The sequence below is a fragment of the Psychrobacter urativorans genome, assembly GCF_904846695.1.
Lineage (GTDB): Bacteria > Pseudomonadota > Gammaproteobacteria > Pseudomonadales > Moraxellaceae > Psychrobacter > Psychrobacter urativorans.
Genome location: NZ_CAJHBR010000001.1, coordinates 70,381 through 85,713, shown reverse-complemented (window position 1 = coordinate 85,713; position 15,333 = coordinate 70,381). Strand labels below are relative to the sequence as shown.

Annotated in this window: 16 protein-coding genes and 1 pseudogene; 3 read left to right on the top strand and 14 right to left on the bottom strand. The window is 42.5% G+C overall.

The features are described from left to right. The first annotated feature begins 228 nt into the window (after positions 1-228). Entirely contained in the window at positions 229-987 is a 759-nt protein-coding gene (gene ompR, locus JMY09_RS00355) for an osmolarity response regulator transcription factor OmpR (protein WP_227677082.1), read from the top strand. Between the two features lie 24 nt (positions 988-1,011). Then, on the top strand, positions 1,012-2,169 hold the full coding sequence (locus tag JMY09_RS00350; RefSeq protein ID WP_227677081.1) for a CobW family GTP-binding protein: 1,158 nt from the start codon (positions 1,012-1,014) through the stop codon (positions 2,167-2,169). 110 nt (positions 2,170-2,279) lie between these two features. On the opposite strand, the gene JMY09_RS00345 is transcribed toward JMY09_RS00350, so the two are convergent. From JMY09_RS00345 to ubiG, 6 genes and pseudogenes are all read right to left on the bottom strand, one after another. Continuing rightward, positions 2,280-2,546, bottom strand: a complete 267-nt coding sequence (locus tag JMY09_RS00345) for a DksA/TraR family C4-type zinc finger protein (protein ID WP_201621609.1) — start codon at positions 2,544-2,546, stop codon at positions 2,280-2,282. 133 nt (positions 2,547-2,679) lie between these two features. Continuing rightward, positions 2,680-3,234: pseudogene (locus JMY09_RS00340) on the bottom strand (substrate-binding domain-containing protein); the annotation flags it as partial. Between the two features lie 18 nt (positions 3,235-3,252). Then, positions 3,253-3,474: a hypothetical protein gene (locus JMY09_RS14640; protein ID WP_201621608.1), complete on the bottom strand. Its 222-nt coding sequence runs from the start codon at positions 3,472-3,474 to the stop codon at positions 3,253-3,255. 153 nt (positions 3,475-3,627) lie between these two features. Further along, entirely contained in the window at positions 3,628-4,452 is an 825-nt protein-coding gene (locus JMY09_RS00330) for a YciK family oxidoreductase (RefSeq protein WP_379606655.1), read from the bottom strand. A gap of 144 nt (positions 4,453-4,596) precedes the next feature. Further along, entirely contained in the window at positions 4,597-5,307 is a 711-nt protein-coding gene (locus JMY09_RS00325) for an HAD family hydrolase (RefSeq protein ID WP_201621607.1), read from the bottom strand. An 80-nt stretch (positions 5,308-5,387) separates the two neighbouring features. Next, the gene (gene ubiG / locus JMY09_RS00320) at positions 5,388-6,260 is read right to left on the bottom strand and encodes a bifunctional 2-polyprenyl-6-hydroxyphenol methylase/3-demethylubiquinol 3-O-methyltransferase UbiG (RefSeq protein WP_201621606.1); all 873 of its coding nucleotides are present in this window, start codon (positions 6,258-6,260) and stop codon (positions 5,388-5,390) included. Positions 6,261-6,649: 389 nt separating this feature from the next. Between ubiG and JMY09_RS00315 the strand changes: the two genes are divergently transcribed. Beyond that, complete coding sequence (locus JMY09_RS00315; protein WP_201621605.1) at positions 6,650-7,270, top strand: thiol:disulfide interchange protein DsbA/DsbL; 621 nt, start codon at positions 6,650-6,652, stop codon at positions 7,268-7,270. A gap of 157 nt (positions 7,271-7,427) precedes the next feature. Here JMY09_RS00315 and yjgA read toward each other — a convergent pair whose 3' ends face one another. The 8 genes from yjgA to mazG form a co-directional block, all read right to left on the bottom strand. After that, positions 7,428-7,937 (bottom strand): ribosome biogenesis factor YjgA, encoded by a 510-nt coding sequence (gene yjgA, locus JMY09_RS00310; protein WP_201621604.1) that lies wholly within the window; start codon positions 7,935-7,937, stop codon positions 7,428-7,430. Between the two features lie 196 nt (positions 7,938-8,133). After that, entirely contained in the window at positions 8,134-9,087 is a 954-nt protein-coding gene (rapZ, locus tag JMY09_RS00305; protein ID WP_201621603.1) for an RNase adapter RapZ, read from the bottom strand. 153 nt (positions 9,088-9,240) lie between these two features. Beyond that, positions 9,241-10,116 (bottom strand): pantoate--beta-alanine ligase, encoded by an 876-nt coding sequence (panC, locus tag JMY09_RS00300; protein WP_201621602.1) that lies wholly within the window; start codon positions 10,114-10,116, stop codon positions 9,241-9,243. Between the two features lie 61 nt (positions 10,117-10,177). Beyond that, on the bottom strand, positions 10,178-10,978 hold the full coding sequence (panB, locus tag JMY09_RS00295) for a 3-methyl-2-oxobutanoate hydroxymethyltransferase (protein ID WP_201621601.1): 801 nt from the start codon (positions 10,976-10,978) through the stop codon (positions 10,178-10,180). Between the two features lie 33 nt (positions 10,979-11,011). Beyond that, entirely contained in the window at positions 11,012-11,551 is a 540-nt protein-coding gene (gene folK / locus JMY09_RS00290; RefSeq protein WP_201621929.1) for a 2-amino-4-hydroxy-6-hydroxymethyldihydropteridine diphosphokinase, read from the bottom strand. Positions 11,552-11,595: 44 nt separating this feature from the next. After that, a complete protein-coding gene (pcnB, locus tag JMY09_RS00285; protein WP_201621600.1) occupies positions 11,596-13,899 on the bottom strand; it encodes a polynucleotide adenylyltransferase PcnB in 2,304 nt (767 codons plus the stop codon). A gap of 161 nt (positions 13,900-14,060) precedes the next feature. Further along, positions 14,061-14,453, bottom strand: coding sequence for a ComEA family DNA-binding protein (locus tag JMY09_RS00280; protein ID WP_201621599.1), 393 nt, complete (start codon positions 14,451-14,453; stop codon positions 14,061-14,063). Then, positions 14,443-15,315 (bottom strand): nucleoside triphosphate pyrophosphohydrolase, encoded by an 873-nt coding sequence (gene mazG, locus JMY09_RS00275; RefSeq protein WP_201621598.1) that lies wholly within the window; start codon positions 15,313-15,315, stop codon positions 14,443-14,445. The genes JMY09_RS00280 and mazG overlap by 11 nt, the downstream gene beginning before the upstream one ends. Positions 15,316-15,333 lie beyond the last annotated feature (18 nt).

Below are 15,333 nucleotides of genomic sequence, written 5' to 3'. Positions count from 1 at the left end.
GTGTTTGTTAAACAAACGCATACAGCATTTGTGCCTAATAGTGATGCAATTGACGGTGCAATCTTATACACTAAAGCAGGAATACTATAAACACCAGTCAATGACTGGCAATTTCTTAAGATTTATTGGCAAAATTTAATATTTGAGTTTATGGGTTTTCAATTGCCAACAATTAACTACCAATCAGCAAGTCTTTAACAATAATAACGCTCAATAAAGGATCTATTCATGACTGAAAATAAAAGTTCCGATACTATGACTCAGCGCATTTTGGTCGTCGATGATGACGCTCGTTTACGCTCTTTGCTACAACGTTTCCTAGAAGATGATGGCTTTGTAGTCCGTACCGCGCATGATGGCAGTCAAATGGACAAATTGATGCAGCGTGAACTTTTTTCATTGGTGGTATTAGATCTAATGCTACCGGGCGAGGATGGGATTACCATCTGTAAGCGCTTACGTGAAGATAACGGCGATATCCCGATTATTATGTTGACTGCTAAAGGTGGTGATGCTGATCGTATTGCTGGTTTAGAAGCGGGCGCTGATGATTATCTACCAAAGCCTTTTAACCCTAAAGAGTTGCTGGCCCGTATCAAAGCGGTATTGCGCCGTCAAAATCGTGAACTGCCAGGCGCGCCTAGCTATCAGTTAGAAGTGGTCGAATTCGGTCCATGGACGCTAGATCTATCTACTCGTACTCTAAAGCGTGATGGCAATGTAGTGACTTTGACTACTGGTGAGTTTTCAGTGTTAAAAGCCTTAGTGCAGCATCCACGTGAGCCGTTGACTCGTGATAAGCTGATGAATCTAGCTCGCGGCCGTGAATGGGGTGCTATGGAACGCTCTATCGATGTACAAGTTTCGCGTCTACGTCGCCTGATTGAGGATAATCCCTCACAAGCCCGTTATATTCAAACAGTTTGGGGCGTGGGCTATGTATTCGTTCCTGACGAGGCTGAGCCAGAAGCCACTAAAACTGAATAACTTCAGTTTAATAGTGCCATGCCTATGAGCAAACTATCTATCCTACAAAATATACCCTGTACTCTAGTGACAGGGTTTTTGGGTTCTGGGAAGACTACAGTTATCAACCAGCTATTAAACTTTAAGCCAATCAATGAGCGTTGGGCCTTACTGATCAACGAGTTTGGACGTATTGGTATTGATGGGGCGTTATTAGCAAACGCACAAAGTCAGGATAAAGCTAAAAGCAATATTGCTATTAGTGAAGTCAGCGGTGGTTGTATTTGCTGTACTAGTCAATTGCCTTTGCAGGTTGCCTTGAGCCGTCTATTAACTGAGCAGCATCCCCAGCGTCTTATTATTGAGCCCACTGGACTTGCCCATCCTCGCCAGTTGCTGTGTCAATTAAATGCTCCGCATTGGCAAACAGCGCTATCTATGCAAGCGGTGGTTACAGTATTCAATGCGCTCCAATGGCAACAACCTAAATATCGTAGTCATACTGGCTATCAAGCGCACGTTGCAGCCGCTGATGTGTTAGTTATTAATCGCTACCAGCAATTAAATAAAGCTGAGCTATTAGCGCTTAAAGCATGGATTAGCACCCTCAATACTCATAGCCAAATAATTTGGGCTAAACCGGCATCTCAGGATAAAATTGATCGTATTGACCCAAACATTAGTGACTCTAAAACTAGCGTTGATTTTGACCGTTACTTATCAGAGTTGATAGTGCCATTAACACAGCCAAGCGTTATTATAAATAAATCAGCTACTACTAATCAAAACTCAACTCGCATAAACTCAAGTGTCATAAACCCTGGCGTAGTTAAAAGCTCTAGTAACCATGTCCGCAAAGTTGTAGCTGATCAGCCACCTTATTACTATCATGATCAGCGGCAGGATATGCTCGTAGGCGGTTGGCGCTTGCCTGCAGCTTCGATATTCGACTTTGCTAAGCTTAAGCTATGGTTATTACAATTGCCTAACTGGCAGCGTATTAAAGGGCTTATAAATACTACTGAAGGTTGGCTACAACTCAACTTTACTCCTGACAGTCTAACTATCGAAACTAGTGATGCCCAGCTGGATAATCGTTTAGAGATTATTTTAGCAGCTGATACTGACTCAACTCAGGATAAAATCGAGCAACTTGAAATTTGGGATAGTTGGAATAGTCAATTAATGGCCCTAGTAGTCTAATCCGTTAGTAATCTCAGCCGTTATTGAAGAAAACTAGAGTATAAAAAAAGCCAATGTTGCTATCTATTATCGATAGCCGCATTGGCTTTTTTATAAGGATTAAGCAGCTATTAGCGCAGCTGGCTGTCCTTACTACCGCGTCGGTTAAATAGCTCGGCAGCTCTAGCCTCTTTCTCAAGCTCCGTCTGACAACCAATACAATGCTGCACGCCCGCTACTGCTATTCGACGTGCTTCTGGAATAGGGTTACCGCATTCGTCACAGAACTCAGCACTCTCCCCTTTTGGTAATGAGCTACGTACTCGATCTAGCGCATCATTAACCGTAGCATCCATTTGCTCGTGCTCAGCTCCGTCTCTTGACCATCCACCTGCCATAATCTTATCCTTTGTTATTTATTCTATAGCTATATATCAAAATTAATGTGTTTTATAACAACTAGATGGGGTTAGATAACTTTAATTCAATAGTCAGAATCTTAACTTAACACTGATAATTATATTGGTTTATTTAACGTTGCCAGCCTTCAGTTTTCATGATTTTTTGGGCTTTTTCGGTGATCAGAAAGTCAAGGAAATCTTGTGTTTCAGGGTCAGCTCTTGGCGACACTACCATGTTTAGATCACGCCAGATCACTCTATCTTTATCTATGTAAACCATATCCATATCTTTAGCATTGCTAATAGGCCAATTAGGCCAAGTTAACCAAGCATCTGCCTTGGTTTCTTTAAATGCTTTAAAACCGGCGCCAGAACCTAGCGTATACCCTACAATATTCTTTCGAAAACCAGCGATGTCACTTAACTTGCCTTTGCGACCTGCAACATCTTCCCAAGTTCCCGTTCCAGAGGTATTGTATATACCTTTACCGTCAGTGACGATTATTGTGACGTCTTTTTTTAACAAGTCATCAAATCCACGTATATTTTTGGGGTTGCCCTTTTGTACGGCTATGACCGTTGGGCTAATATACATAGGAATAACTTTGTCATGATCAAAAGTTTTATAGGTTTCAAGAAAAGCGGTCATGGCTTGCTCAGAAGTTCCCCACAGAGCGTCAGCATCAGCTTGTGCAGCAGCAGATCAACGACTCTCAGGACCTGCAATTAGCTCAACTTTGGTTGCACTTTGCTTTTCCCATAAGTCGGCAACTTTTCTCAAAGCAGTATGGGGTCCGCCTGCACCATATATTTTAATGACACCGTCCTTAGGTTTGTGTTCTATGGAGGAATCAAAAAGTGCTGTTTGGGCAAAAGCTGAAGTACACCCTAGTAGCAGAACAGCAACGGAGATAATTTTTTTCATGGGGGTTACCCTTAATTAGGATTATTAATAGTTTCGACTAAAAATCAACATAACATTCAGCTAAGCTGTAATGACCAGCAAACTATTATTACATCTGTAAGGGTTGTCCAGATCATGTTGATTTATTATTCAAATACTGATTGCGCTTAATTGTTAGTCCTTCGGCTGTAATGCTACTACTTGCCCACGTACCCCGATGCTGGCATCGCTCATCAGACACAAATAGCCGGCCATGATGTCTTCAGGAGTCTGCAAACTTAATGGGCTTTCACCTGGGAAGGCATGAGCACGCATATTAGTACGTGTACCGCCTGGATTAATGCAATTAAAACGCAAATTGGTGGTGTTCTTAGTCTCTTGAGTAAAGATATCACTCATACCTTCAAGCGCTTGTTTAGAGAGTGCATAAGCACCCCAAAATGCACGTGGATGAGTACCTACTGTACTAGAAGTGAAGACAATAGAAGCATTTTTGGCGCCTTTAAGCAGAGGTAATAGGGCTTGAGTCAGCATAAATGTCGAGGTAAAGTTGACTTGCATGACTTTAGCAAAAATATCGACATCATACATCTCAAGTGGGGTTAGCTCACCGAGTATCCCAGCGTTATGTAACACCCCATCAAGCTGACCAAATTCTTTATTAATCAAGCCTTCTAACTGCTGCATCTCTGCATAACTTGCCTTTTCTAAATCCATCGGAAGCATAGCTGGCTGCTGACCACCACTGCTCTCGATTTCGTCATAGACTGCTTCCAGCTTACTGCTAGTGCGGCCTAAGAGTAGCACTGTTGCCCCATAACGAGCATAGCTTAGAGCAGCTACTCTGCCTATGCCTGCCCCTGCCCCTGTTACTAGGATAGTTTTGCCCTTTAGGCATCCTTCTGTAGCGACAAAATTACGAACCTCCTCAGAGGTTAGTGGTTTGCTAATAGTTTGACTAGAAGCTTGATTAGCCTCTTTATTAGAATAGTTGGTCATAGCCTGGCTCATTGCTTGGGTTTATAAAAGAAGTCGATTATATAGTAAAATAATACCAGTTTTTAAAGGTACTGAGTCATAAGCCGGTGAGGTTATAACTTAGTACCTTATAACTTAACGCCTCATTACTTATAGCTTTCAAGTTTATAAATAATCAAACTTACCGGAACTAAGTAGCAGCTTATTCAACTGCATAGGAGTCTCAACAATATAAGTAGCACCCCACTTTTTAAGGGTCTTTTGATCTTGGGGTGGAATGTAACCATAAGCTGCCAAAATAGTTGGCATGCCAGCAGCATTACCCGCCTCGATATCCCGAATATGATCGCCTACGTACAACACACTAGCGGCGCCACCTCGCGGTATACCCAATTTCTCTAATGCCAAGTACATCGGTTCTGGATCAGGCTTAGGGCGTGAAACATCATCCGGGCACACTAGCACCGTACAGCGCTCAGTTAACTGCATTTTCTCTAATAACTGTTCTGCTAAGTAGCGCGGCTTATTAGTAACAATGCCCCAAGGTACTTGATTGGTTTCCAGAAAAGCCAATACTTCCTGAAGATTATCAAACAAGCGGCTATCGACACAAATATCTGCTTCATAGTCGTCTAAAAACTGCTGACGAAAAGCTAGCAAAGTCTCCTCCGTCACCTCTGACTGCTGATTATGGCGCAGCATCAGCTTTACCATGGCAGAAGCGCCAGCAGATACTTGCTCACGAATGTCACTCTCAGCGGGTGCTAGCCAATTATTTTCATCACTCATTTTGCCAATAATGCGTACAAAATCAGCAGCAGTGTCAATTAAAGTTCCATCGAGGTCGAACAGCACTGCTTTTACAAAATTGGTCATGAGAATAGCTCTTCTTTTATTAAAAGTGACATTTTAGAATATTTATCATGTGTTCATACTATAGCCCAATGATATTAGGCCTAAGACAAAGGCTTTTGTACTGCCATCATATAATTTACATCGACATTCTGCGCCAACCAATAGCGCTTAGTTATTGGATTATAATGCAGGCCGATGATATCTTGACGAGTAAAGCCTGCAGTGGCAGCCATCTTATCCAACTCAGCTGGAGTGATGAACTTTGCGTAATCATGAGTACCACGATCTAGCAAGCGTAAGACATACTCAGCACCAATAATGGCGAACAGGTAAGACTTAGGATTGCGATTAATGGTAGAGAGCACACAAACACCACCAGGCGCCAACATATCGAAGCAAGCTTGTACAATAGCGCTAGGGTCTGGCACATGCTCCAGCATCTCCATACAAGTCACTACATCGAACTGACCAGCATGTTTAGCCGCAAAACTCTCAACTGCAATATGTTGATAACTTAAAGTCTCAGTCAGGCCGCTCTGCTCAGCATGTAAGCTAGCAGCCTTTAGGTTTTCAGTACCTAAATCAATGCCTATTACTTGTGCTCCACGACGCGCCATAGACTCAGATAAAATACCACCACCACAACCTACATCGACTATTCTCTTGCCTGATAAGCCTGACTCTGCTGTATTCTGATCTGCAGCTAAGCTGGACGTATCGGCCTGATAACCGCGTTTTACATTGTCCTCTATCCAATTAAGGCGCAGTGGATTGATCTCATGCAAGGTTGCAAATGCGCCGGTTTTATCCCACCATTCAGTAGCCAGTTTATTGAATTTATCAACCTCACTAGGATCCACATTAGTGGTGGTTGACCGATAAAAATCCGCATTATCATGGCGGCTTACATCAGTATTGCCATGCTTTACATTGGCATCATTTACAGTAGCGTTAGGAGGTACAACTGAACTCATAGCATTTTCCTTCAGTTTCATTAATAAATAGGATCATTAAAATTATATATTTTGTATAGTTGTTCAATGTTAGCATGACCATGACCGCTTTGTCGTGACCACATAGTGACGGTTTATGTAGGTTATTATTGATACATCACTACTCAATTTTTTCGACTAAAGCTCTCATTAACTCGCTAGTTTTAGTCAGTTACCATAAGCAGCTCTAAATAGTGGCTACACCTTTGCAACTTTTGGTTAAGAATACGGTTAACAACTGACCGCGTTTTACGTTATTATAGGCAGATTATAGCTAGCTGTTAGCCATTTATTACCACTCTCCAAATAAGCTTTTTATAACTCAAAGCTAATATTAAGCACTCACCCCTTAAGTATCTGAAGGAATAATTATGAAACGTGTTATCGCATTGACTGGCTTGGCTTTTGCTATTGGGCTTACCACTATGAGCGTACAAGCAGCAGACTACGTTGCTGGTAAAGACTACCGTGTACTTGATAATCCAGAAAAAATTAGCGGTAATGCTATCATTGTACGTGAGTTCTTTTGGTATGGCTGTCCACACTGCTTTACCTTAAATCCATTTATGGAAAAGTGGGCAGCAACCAAAGCTAAAGATGTAGCCTTCTTTAAAACTCCAGCAGCTCTAAATCCTGTTTGGGAAGCTAGTGCTCGTGGTTTCTATGCTGCGCAATTATTAGGCTATGAGAACAAAACTCATGATGCCCTATTCAATGCTATTCATAAAGATAACAAACAGATATTTGACCAAGTGTCATTAAGCAAATGGTATGCTTCTAAAGGCGTTGACCAAAAGAAATTCAATAGTCTTTATAACTCTTTCGCTGTGGGTACCAAAATAGGTCGTTCGCAAGCTGGAGCCAAGCGCTATCAATTGAGTGGCGTACCTGCCGTAGTCATACAAGGCAAATATGTAGTCACAGGTGAAAGCGCTGAAGTCCCTAAAGTAGTCGATTATCTAGTCAATAAAGTTCGTACTGAGAAGAAATAATTGTCCTAAGTAGGCCAGTTAAATAATAAGACGCAATATAACCAGTTGCTAGTCTAATGAGTTAAAAATTAACTCAGTAAAAAAGCCAATCATTTTATTATGATTGGCTTTTTTATGGTTACTTATACTGCTAACTAATAATCCTGTAAGCTCATGATTACTTAAGATCAGATAAAATAGCGACTTCACGGATGTAGCTTACTAGGTCTTCTTTCGACTCTGCCATTAACTCATCATCTTGATTATGTTTGGCATACTCAATCCATAATAATAACTGATAAAGACTATTGCGCTCAGAGATTTTGTACTGCTTCACAAACTGCTTGAGGGTGCCTTCATCATTGATATTCAATCGGCTATGCCAGCTCTCAATTTTAGCCACTTGCTCACTAGCGAAATGAGCCTCAAACAGCGCTTTTACTAGCTCATGACGGTTCTCTTCACTGATAAGCTTGCCAACACGTTTGGTTTGACGAATGCGAGCAGTGGCACTAGTGATATCTGCTAAAGCCATCAACTCTGCCATAAAGTACTCACTGGCAGGAATTTTTTTTAGCTGCTTTTTTGACAAGTTTGATAGCGGTATAGATAATGTTTGTAAGCGCTCATGAGCTTTTTTTAGTTCAGTGCGCGAAACTCGCATGTCCTGTTCTGACCAGTCAATCATATAAGCTCTCTAAAATAGTAGTTAAAAAATAGTAGTTAAAAAATGATTTCAATATTAATCATAATATCTAGTAATAGCGTTTCATGAAAATGTTTAATGAAACTGCTAAATGGTAGTACTTGCCAGCTCAACTAAAAAACAGTTAGCGCTTGATCAAAGCTATTCTTAGGTATTGTCAACGTTTAGCAGCTGTCCCTTACCAACGACTCTTTTCACGATGCTTGGCAATGACCGTTAACTCTGCTGGTAAACTAGCAGCCAGCCTGTTTCGTAGCTGTTCAGTGATAAATACTGAGCGATGCTTGCCACCAGTACAGCCTATACCTATGGTCACTGTGTGACGATTATTATGCAAAAAGTCTGGTAGCCAGCGATTTAGAAACTTATCGATATCATCCGTCATTTCTGCAACTTCAGGATAATCAGCAAAGAACTCTGCCACTTCACCATCGAGTCCAGTAGCGCTACGCAGCGCAGGATTCCAATGCGGATTCGGTAAAATTCTAACATCAAATACAAAGTCGGCGTCAATAGGACTGCCATACTTAAAGCCGAAAGATAATAGGTTAATGACAATTTTATTTTCAGCACCTATTTGTTCACGTAGACGCTCTTTTAATTGGTGAATATTCAGCTTAGTAGTATCAATAATAATATCAGCATGACTAGCAATAGGTTGCAATAACTCAACCTCTTTTTTGATAGCGGCTGGCAAGTTATAGCTAGTATGCTCCGAATCTTCACTATCTTGTGCCATCAACGGATGCACGCGACGAGTGGCGTTGAAGCGCGCAACTAGGGTGCCTTCTTGTGCAGTGACATAAATCACTTGCACGTTTTTTTCATCGTAAGTCTGTTTTAAAGTATCGTGTATGGCAGAGAAATTCGATAAATCGGCACGCGGTGAGCGAATATCAACACCTAGAGCAATACGTTTGAGACCGCTCTCGCTAATCAGCTTATGCGCTGCTTCAGGCACTAAGGATAATGGCAAATTATCAATAGAATAATAGCCTAAATCCTCTAGTATATTTAATACTGAAGTTTTACCTGATCCTGAACGACCAGAGATGACTAATACATTGATAGCATCTTCTGAGTTCGACGCTACTACTGTATTCTGCTGTTGAGCTTTACCTGTTGCTTCCATGACTCACTACCCTGTCTTATTAAGTCCATTGAATCACTACTATGCCCGGTCTATTTATGGCTTGTTTGCTGATAACTATTAAATCTATTACTGAATCTATAGCAAGCTAGATTGTAGATTATTAGTAGAGCATTGCTATTAAACAGTTAATTATTAAGGGTTGACTGTCAGTAACTGGTTGTCTAATAAACGAGCACGACCTAACCAAGCGGCGACTAAAATAATTAAATCTTGGCTATTAGTAAGCTGAGAGTCTTGGGTATCTATGGCTGCAAGATCGGTAGTTTTTACTTCTAGATAATCAATAACTAAGCCTGCGTCACTAATACGTTTAGCACTGTCTGTTAGCAGTGATTGCAATACGGACTTATAGTCTGGTGCCTCAGTCAGTTGCTGCGCTAGGCGTTGTAACTCACTATGCAAAATAGGCGCTATCTGGCGCTCATCCGTATTGAGATATTGATTGCGCGAGGATAAAGCCAAACCATCACTGGCACGAACTATTGGCGCTCCAATAATCGCAATTGGATAACTCAAATCACCAACTAATTGTTTGATAATAGCTAGTTGCTGATAGTCTTTTTGTCCGAATATGGATACATCAGGTTGGACAATATTGAACAGCTTAGTCACCACAATGCCCACACCATCGAAATGGGTCGGTCGTGACTGGCCACATAACTGACTAGTAATAGCACCAGCAGTAATCGCAGTCGCTGGTGGTAGCACTGGATACATCTCATCACTACTAGGTGCGAAGACATAATCAGCACCCACACTAGCTAGCATGCCTACGTCCGCATCAAGGGTACGTGGATAGCTATCAAAGTCCTCGCCTACACCAAACTGAGTAGGATTGACAAAAATACTCACCACCACAATATCTGCATGCTGTTTGGCCAGCTTTACTAGCTGCAAATGCCCTTGATGTAGGTTGCCCATCGTCGGCACTAAAGCAATGCGCTGCTCGCTACGATACGGCTGCAAAGCTGCGCGCAAAGAGTCAATATGGTGATGAATAATAGGCATTATAAACTCTGGTTATAGGATGCTATAAAAAGTTAGTGAGGATAACAGAAGCAATCAGCTACTAATTAAATTGATGCTGCTCAGTAGGAAAACTACCTTCACGTACTGCTTGCTGATATAAGGCAAATGCCCCTTCGATACTATGATCACTATTGCGCACATCGGTCAAGAAGTCATGGACAAATCGTGGTACTCGTCCATGCACCATTCCTAACATGTCATGCATGACTAGTACTTGACCATCAGTATCCGCGCCAGCACCTATGCCAATGACTGGTACTGGAACAGTTGCTGTTACTAGTTTGGCAAGCTTGGCAGGAACGCACTCTAGGACTAATAGCGCGGCTCCAGCAGCTACTACTGCTTGCGCATCAGCTAGTAATTTGTCCGCAGCATCCTCAGTACGCCCTTGGATTTTATAACCCCCAAAGACATTGACTGATTGCGGGGTTAACCCTAAATGCACACAAGTTGGTGTACCGGCATTGGCTAACGTAGTTACTAAATCACACAGCTCACTACCGCCTTCAACCTTGATCACATGAGCACCAGCTTGCATCAGCTGACGGCTATTAGCGATGGCATCGGCTAAGGTAACATAACTCATAAAAGGCAAGTCAGCTAAAATCAATGCCTGCTTATTGCTACGAGCGACATTAGCAGTGTGATAAGCCATATCGCTTACTGTAACTGGTAAAGTCGAGTCATGGCCTTGTACCACCATGCCTAAGCTATCACCAATCAAGATAGTATCTATCTGTGCCTTGTCCATCATTCGTGCGAACATAGCATCGTAACAAGTTAAGCAAGTAAATTTGATACCGTCTTTTTTAAACTTATTTAAAGTCGATAAAGTCGTCATATGACCCTCGATAAGGCTTTATTAATGTGGGTATTACTCACAATCATCTAAACGCAGCTTAGGCTCATCTAGACGCTGTAGCGCTGTCCAGTCTACACTTAAAGGGTAATCGCTAATAGACTGCTGTAAAATCATCAGTTCCGGCGCCAGTTCTCGCAATGGAACTAAGACAAAATTGCGTTCGCTTAGCCCGACATGCGGCACTATCAAGCTTGGCTCGCTCACTTGCTGTTGACCATAAATTAGAATATCTACATCTAGGCTACGTTCACCCCAGTGTCTCAGACGCGCCCGCTTAGCTCCTTGCTCTAGCTGCTGACAAACATCAAGCAGCTCAAGTGGCGCCAGCGTAGTCTCAAGTCCCGCCACAGCATTAACAAAATCAGCTTGATCTTGCGGTCCCATCGGCGCCGAGCTATAAAACGAAGAGACTTCTACCTTGCGAATCTGTTTATACTGACGTAGAGCACTCAACGCTTGCTGCAAATGTTCAGTTGGCGAGCCTAAATCATTGGCCAAGTTACTACCCAAGCCTAAATAGCATTTAATCCAACTGCTAGCCTCAGCGTTCATACTGCTAGCAATGCCGTCCGTATTTGCCTCAGCTTTTATGAGCATTACTTACCTTCTTGTTCCGTCACCGTAATATCAGTACTAGGCTGACGGCGGCGACGCTTTGAAGGTACAGCGCCTTTAACATTACTATTGCTAGCTGTTTTTTCGCTAACCTTAGCCTGTTTTTCAGAAGCCACTTTAGGGATCTTAGCTTGCTCACCAGCTTTACCGCCTCCAGCTAACTTGGCAGTTGTTTCCTTAGGCTTAGAATTAGCTTTGGATTCAGTATCGACTGGCACTACTACTTTAGGTGGTTTTTTCTCATAACGAGTAGTTGAACCATTAACCGTAGGCATTGCCTCTACGGTACTTGGCTGACGGCGACGACGCTGATGCGGTATCGGTTCATTATTAGTACTAACCAATTTTGGCGTTTGTGCTACTTGGGTTTCTGCTACACAAGTCAGTGGGCGCTTGGCTTTTTCTTCAGTAACTACAGATTTAGCTGACTTTTGATCCAGTTTTTGCTCCGGCTTAGGTTGTAGCTTAGGCTTAACTTTAGATACTGCCGTTTTTTGTTCAACACTAGTACTAGTATCAGCACGGGTATTAGCATTTGAATTGGCATTAGGCTTCTGCGTTTGCTCTGCCAGTTGCTTTTTCAGTGGCGGAACGACGTTATCATGCTCAATCACAAACAGGGGCGCAGGGCTAGAGGCTTGGTCTATATTAGACTCAGCACTACTATAAGCCAATGACAGCTGCTGTAATTGTGCCAGCTCATTACTATCATGCTTCTGTCGCGGCGTCAGCTTATTAGCAGACCTGTTGCTATGGCGGGATTTTGACGGTTCAGATTGTGGCGACGATGACTGTAAACTGGCGTCAGCTTGCGGCGCTGTCACCAAAGCCTCAGAGGCATTATCAGCACGACGGCGACGACGTGAAGGTACGTTTGAGGCGTCATTAATAGCTGTGGGCTGCGCATTCGTCATCAATTGCTCTTTTTTACTACTGTTGTTTTGACTGTTAATATCGCTTGGCTGTGCTTGCTCGTTATCGCTACTATCTTGTTGATTTTGACGATTACGTCCGCGACCACGTGGCCCATTTTTCGCTTGCTTATAAGCTCCACGACGAATATTTTCATCAAAATCTTCGATTGCTTGTTGTTTTTGCGACTCAGACAAAGTCTGATAAGTCTGCCACCAGTCCCCCATATCATTGGTTGACTCTGATAACGGATGCTCAGCATCACCACACTGCTCACGTAATAACAGGAAGTCAAAGCCAGCACGAAAACGCGGATGCTCAGCCAACTGCTCTATTTGCTTACTACGCGGTGCGGCAAGTTTTGGCTGCAATAGCCAAATATCACGAATGAACTGCTCAGCAAATTTAGGAATAGCGGTTTTGATACGTTGACGATCAATAACTTTACCAGCCGCTTGCATTTGTGCTTCAGCGAATGGCATATTGCGTTTTTTAGCTTTTTCTAACTGGTGTAAGTAGTTTTCCCACAGCAGAGCGGCATAAAAGAAGGCTGGATTGATACTTTTACCAGCACCAATACGCTTGTCTGTATTAATAGCTACTTGCTGCACTAATGGACTCGGGTCAGCAGGCGGATATATGATAAGGCTATCAATCGCTCCTGATTCAAACAATAAAGGTAACAACGGTACTAGATAACCACCAGTAAACATCTTCTGAGTTTCATCATAAAGACGATGCGGTGATATTTGCTCTAACAATGCCCAATTACCATCATGAAACTGCGCGGCTAACTCTTTATCGAACTCAAAGCCTAATTTCGCTTTGAAACGTAAGGCCCGCAGTAGACGCACTGGATCTTCTTCAATACGTACTGGCGCATTACCCAACAACCGAATTATCTTGTTATCGATATCATCAAGAGCACCACAAAAATCATGGACTACGCCTTTGAGCGGCTGATAATACAGCGCATTGATAGAGAAATCACGACGAGAGAAATCTTGTTTGATATCGCCCCAAACGTTGTCACGTATGATCATACCGTCTTGATTGGTATTGGAATCATTATTGGGTGGACCACGAAAAGTAGCTACTTCTATCAGTTCACGTCCAGAATACACATGCGCCAACTGAAAGCGGCGACCGATAATGCGGCAACGCTTACCAAACACATCTTTGATTTCATATGGCTTGGCATCAGTAACCGCGTCGAAGTCTTTTGGACGCAGTCCTAATAAAGTATCACGCACTCCTCCGCCGACGATATAGGCATCAAACCCAGCTCGGGATAGAGTGGCAATTACTTCAGTAATGGAATTAGGTAATTCAGATTTATTCAGTTCTAACTGCTTGGCGGCACGCTCGGCCATGCATCTACTCCTTGCCATATTCTTAACCACCCTGACCAACACAGCGTTTGTCAGGCGGATGTACCTGCTAGTTTAACAAATTTTATGCACGGTGGGTGTATTTAGATATTTACTTACACGCAATTTTGTCAAAATTATCGTCAATTAAAAAATATTTAATTCTATAGTTGTAAACGGGATCGATTTTTCTCTATGGTTTTAGCCCCAATACCTGTTACTTTTGCCAATTCATCGATACTTTTAAAGTCGCCGAACATTTCGCGGTATAAGATAATAGCTTGTGCTTTACTGCTACCAATACCTTTTAGCGATGTCAGCTCACCTTCACTAGCACGATTGATATTAATGCTATTTTGGCTTAGGGCTTGGTTTTCCAACTCTTCTTGGGTTAGCAAATAATTATAGGCGCTTTGCGCATTACCGAAGCAAGGCGCTGCTTGTCCCTCATTAACCACTGTACCGAAACTAAAAAATAAGGCAAAAGCTAAGCCCCAAGCCAGTGTAGCTGACTTAGTGAAACTAGACTCATAAAACGACCTGTTTTCAGCGTTCATACTGTTTGGCGGCCTCCCATAGCCTATCCATCTCAGTTAAATCACTATCTTCTACACTTTTATCTACTTGCTCTAATTGGGTTTCGATATAAGCAAAGCGTGATTTGAATTTGTGCACGCAAGTGAGGGCTGCGGCTTCAGCGTCCAAGTTTAATTTACGGGCTACATTGACTAAGCCAAAAAAACAATCGCCAAGCTCTTTTTCAATGTCTCTAATATTGGCTTTGCTTATATTGTATTTAGCAGCCGATTTTGACTTGTCCCTAACCTCCGCTTTTAATTCGTTAATCTCTTCATCAAGCTTATCGAAAGCCCCTTCAATGCCTGGCCAATCAAAGCCTAACTTTGCCGCTTGCTTTTGTACCTCTTGTGCTTGCATCAAGGCACTACCAGCTTTTATGGCATCCAACCGACGGCGCGGTTTGCCGCGAGCAGCAGCAGCCTGATGCTCCTCAGCTTTGATTTCATCCCAACGGACTTTGACTGCCGCTTCATCAACTAGATTTTCGGCTTCAAACACGTGTGGATGGCGACGAATCAGCTTCTGTTGTAAGGTGCTTATGACGTCACTGATATCGAAACGACCTTGCTCAGCATAGAGCTGACAATGAAAAACAACTTGTAGCAGAACATCACCAAGCTCACTTTTGATATCTTCATCATCATCAGCTTGTACCGCTTCGCCCAGCTCATAAGCTTCTTCGATAGCATAAGGTATTAGGCTATGATTGCTCTGCTTTTGATCCCATGGACAATCCGCACGCAGCCGTGCCATCAAGCCTAACAAGTCAGTTAATTCGCCACTAGCCTCAGGAGTTCCTTGTACTGGCTTCGGTGCGCTAATGATATTTTGCTCAGTCATAAAAGCTACTCTTGTGTT

Excerpts from the sequence above, each read along its gene's own strand:
- ompR (WP_227677082.1), top strand. The coding sequence starts at position 229 with ATGACTGAAAATAAAAGTTCCGATACTATGACTCAGCGCATTTTGGTC.
- JMY09_RS00350 (WP_227677081.1), top strand. The coding sequence starts at position 1,012 with ATGAGCAAACTATCTATCCTACAAAATATACCCTGTACTCTAGTGACA.
- JMY09_RS00345 (WP_201621609.1), bottom strand. The coding sequence starts at position 2,546 with ATGGCAGGTGGATGGTCAAGAGACGGAGCTGAGCACGAGCAAATGGAT.
- JMY09_RS14640 (WP_201621608.1), bottom strand. The coding sequence starts at position 3,474 with ATGAAAAAAATTATCTCCGTTGCTGTTCTGCTACTAGGGTGTACTTCA.
- JMY09_RS00330 (WP_379606655.1), bottom strand. The coding sequence starts at position 4,452 with ATGACCAACTATTCTAATAAAGAGGCTAATCAAGCTTCTAGTCAAACT.
- JMY09_RS00325 (WP_201621607.1), bottom strand. The coding sequence starts at position 5,307 with ATGACCAATTTTGTAAAAGCAGTGCTGTTCGACCTCGATGGAACTTTA.
- ubiG (WP_201621606.1), bottom strand. The coding sequence starts at position 6,260 with ATGAGTTCAGTTGTACCTCCTAACGCTACTGTAAATGATGCCAATGTA.
- JMY09_RS00315 (WP_201621605.1), top strand. The coding sequence starts at position 6,650 with ATGAAACGTGTTATCGCATTGACTGGCTTGGCTTTTGCTATTGGGCTT.
- yjgA (WP_201621604.1), bottom strand. The coding sequence starts at position 7,937 with ATGATTGACTGGTCAGAACAGGACATGCGAGTTTCGCGCACTGAACTA.
- rapZ (WP_201621603.1), bottom strand. The coding sequence starts at position 9,087 with ATGGAAGCAACAGGTAAAGCTCAACAGCAGAATACAGTAGTAGCGTCG.
- panC (WP_201621602.1), bottom strand. The coding sequence starts at position 10,116 with ATGCCTATTATTCATCACCATATTGACTCTTTGCGCGCAGCTTTGCAG.
- panB (WP_201621601.1), bottom strand. The coding sequence starts at position 10,978 with ATGACGACTTTATCGACTTTAAATAAGTTTAAAAAAGACGGTATCAAA.
- folK (WP_201621929.1), bottom strand. The coding sequence starts at position 11,551 with ATGAACGCTGAGGCTAGCAGTTGGATTAAATGCTATTTAGGCTTGGGT.
- pcnB (WP_201621600.1), bottom strand. The coding sequence starts at position 13,899 with ATGGCCGAGCGTGCCGCCAAGCAGTTAGAACTGAATAAATCTGAATTA.
- JMY09_RS00280 (WP_201621599.1), bottom strand. The coding sequence starts at position 14,453 with ATGAACGCTGAAAACAGGTCGTTTTATGAGTCTAGTTTCACTAAGTCA.
- mazG (WP_201621598.1), bottom strand. The coding sequence starts at position 15,315 with ATGACTGAGCAAAATATCATTAGCGCACCGAAGCCAGTACAAGGAACT.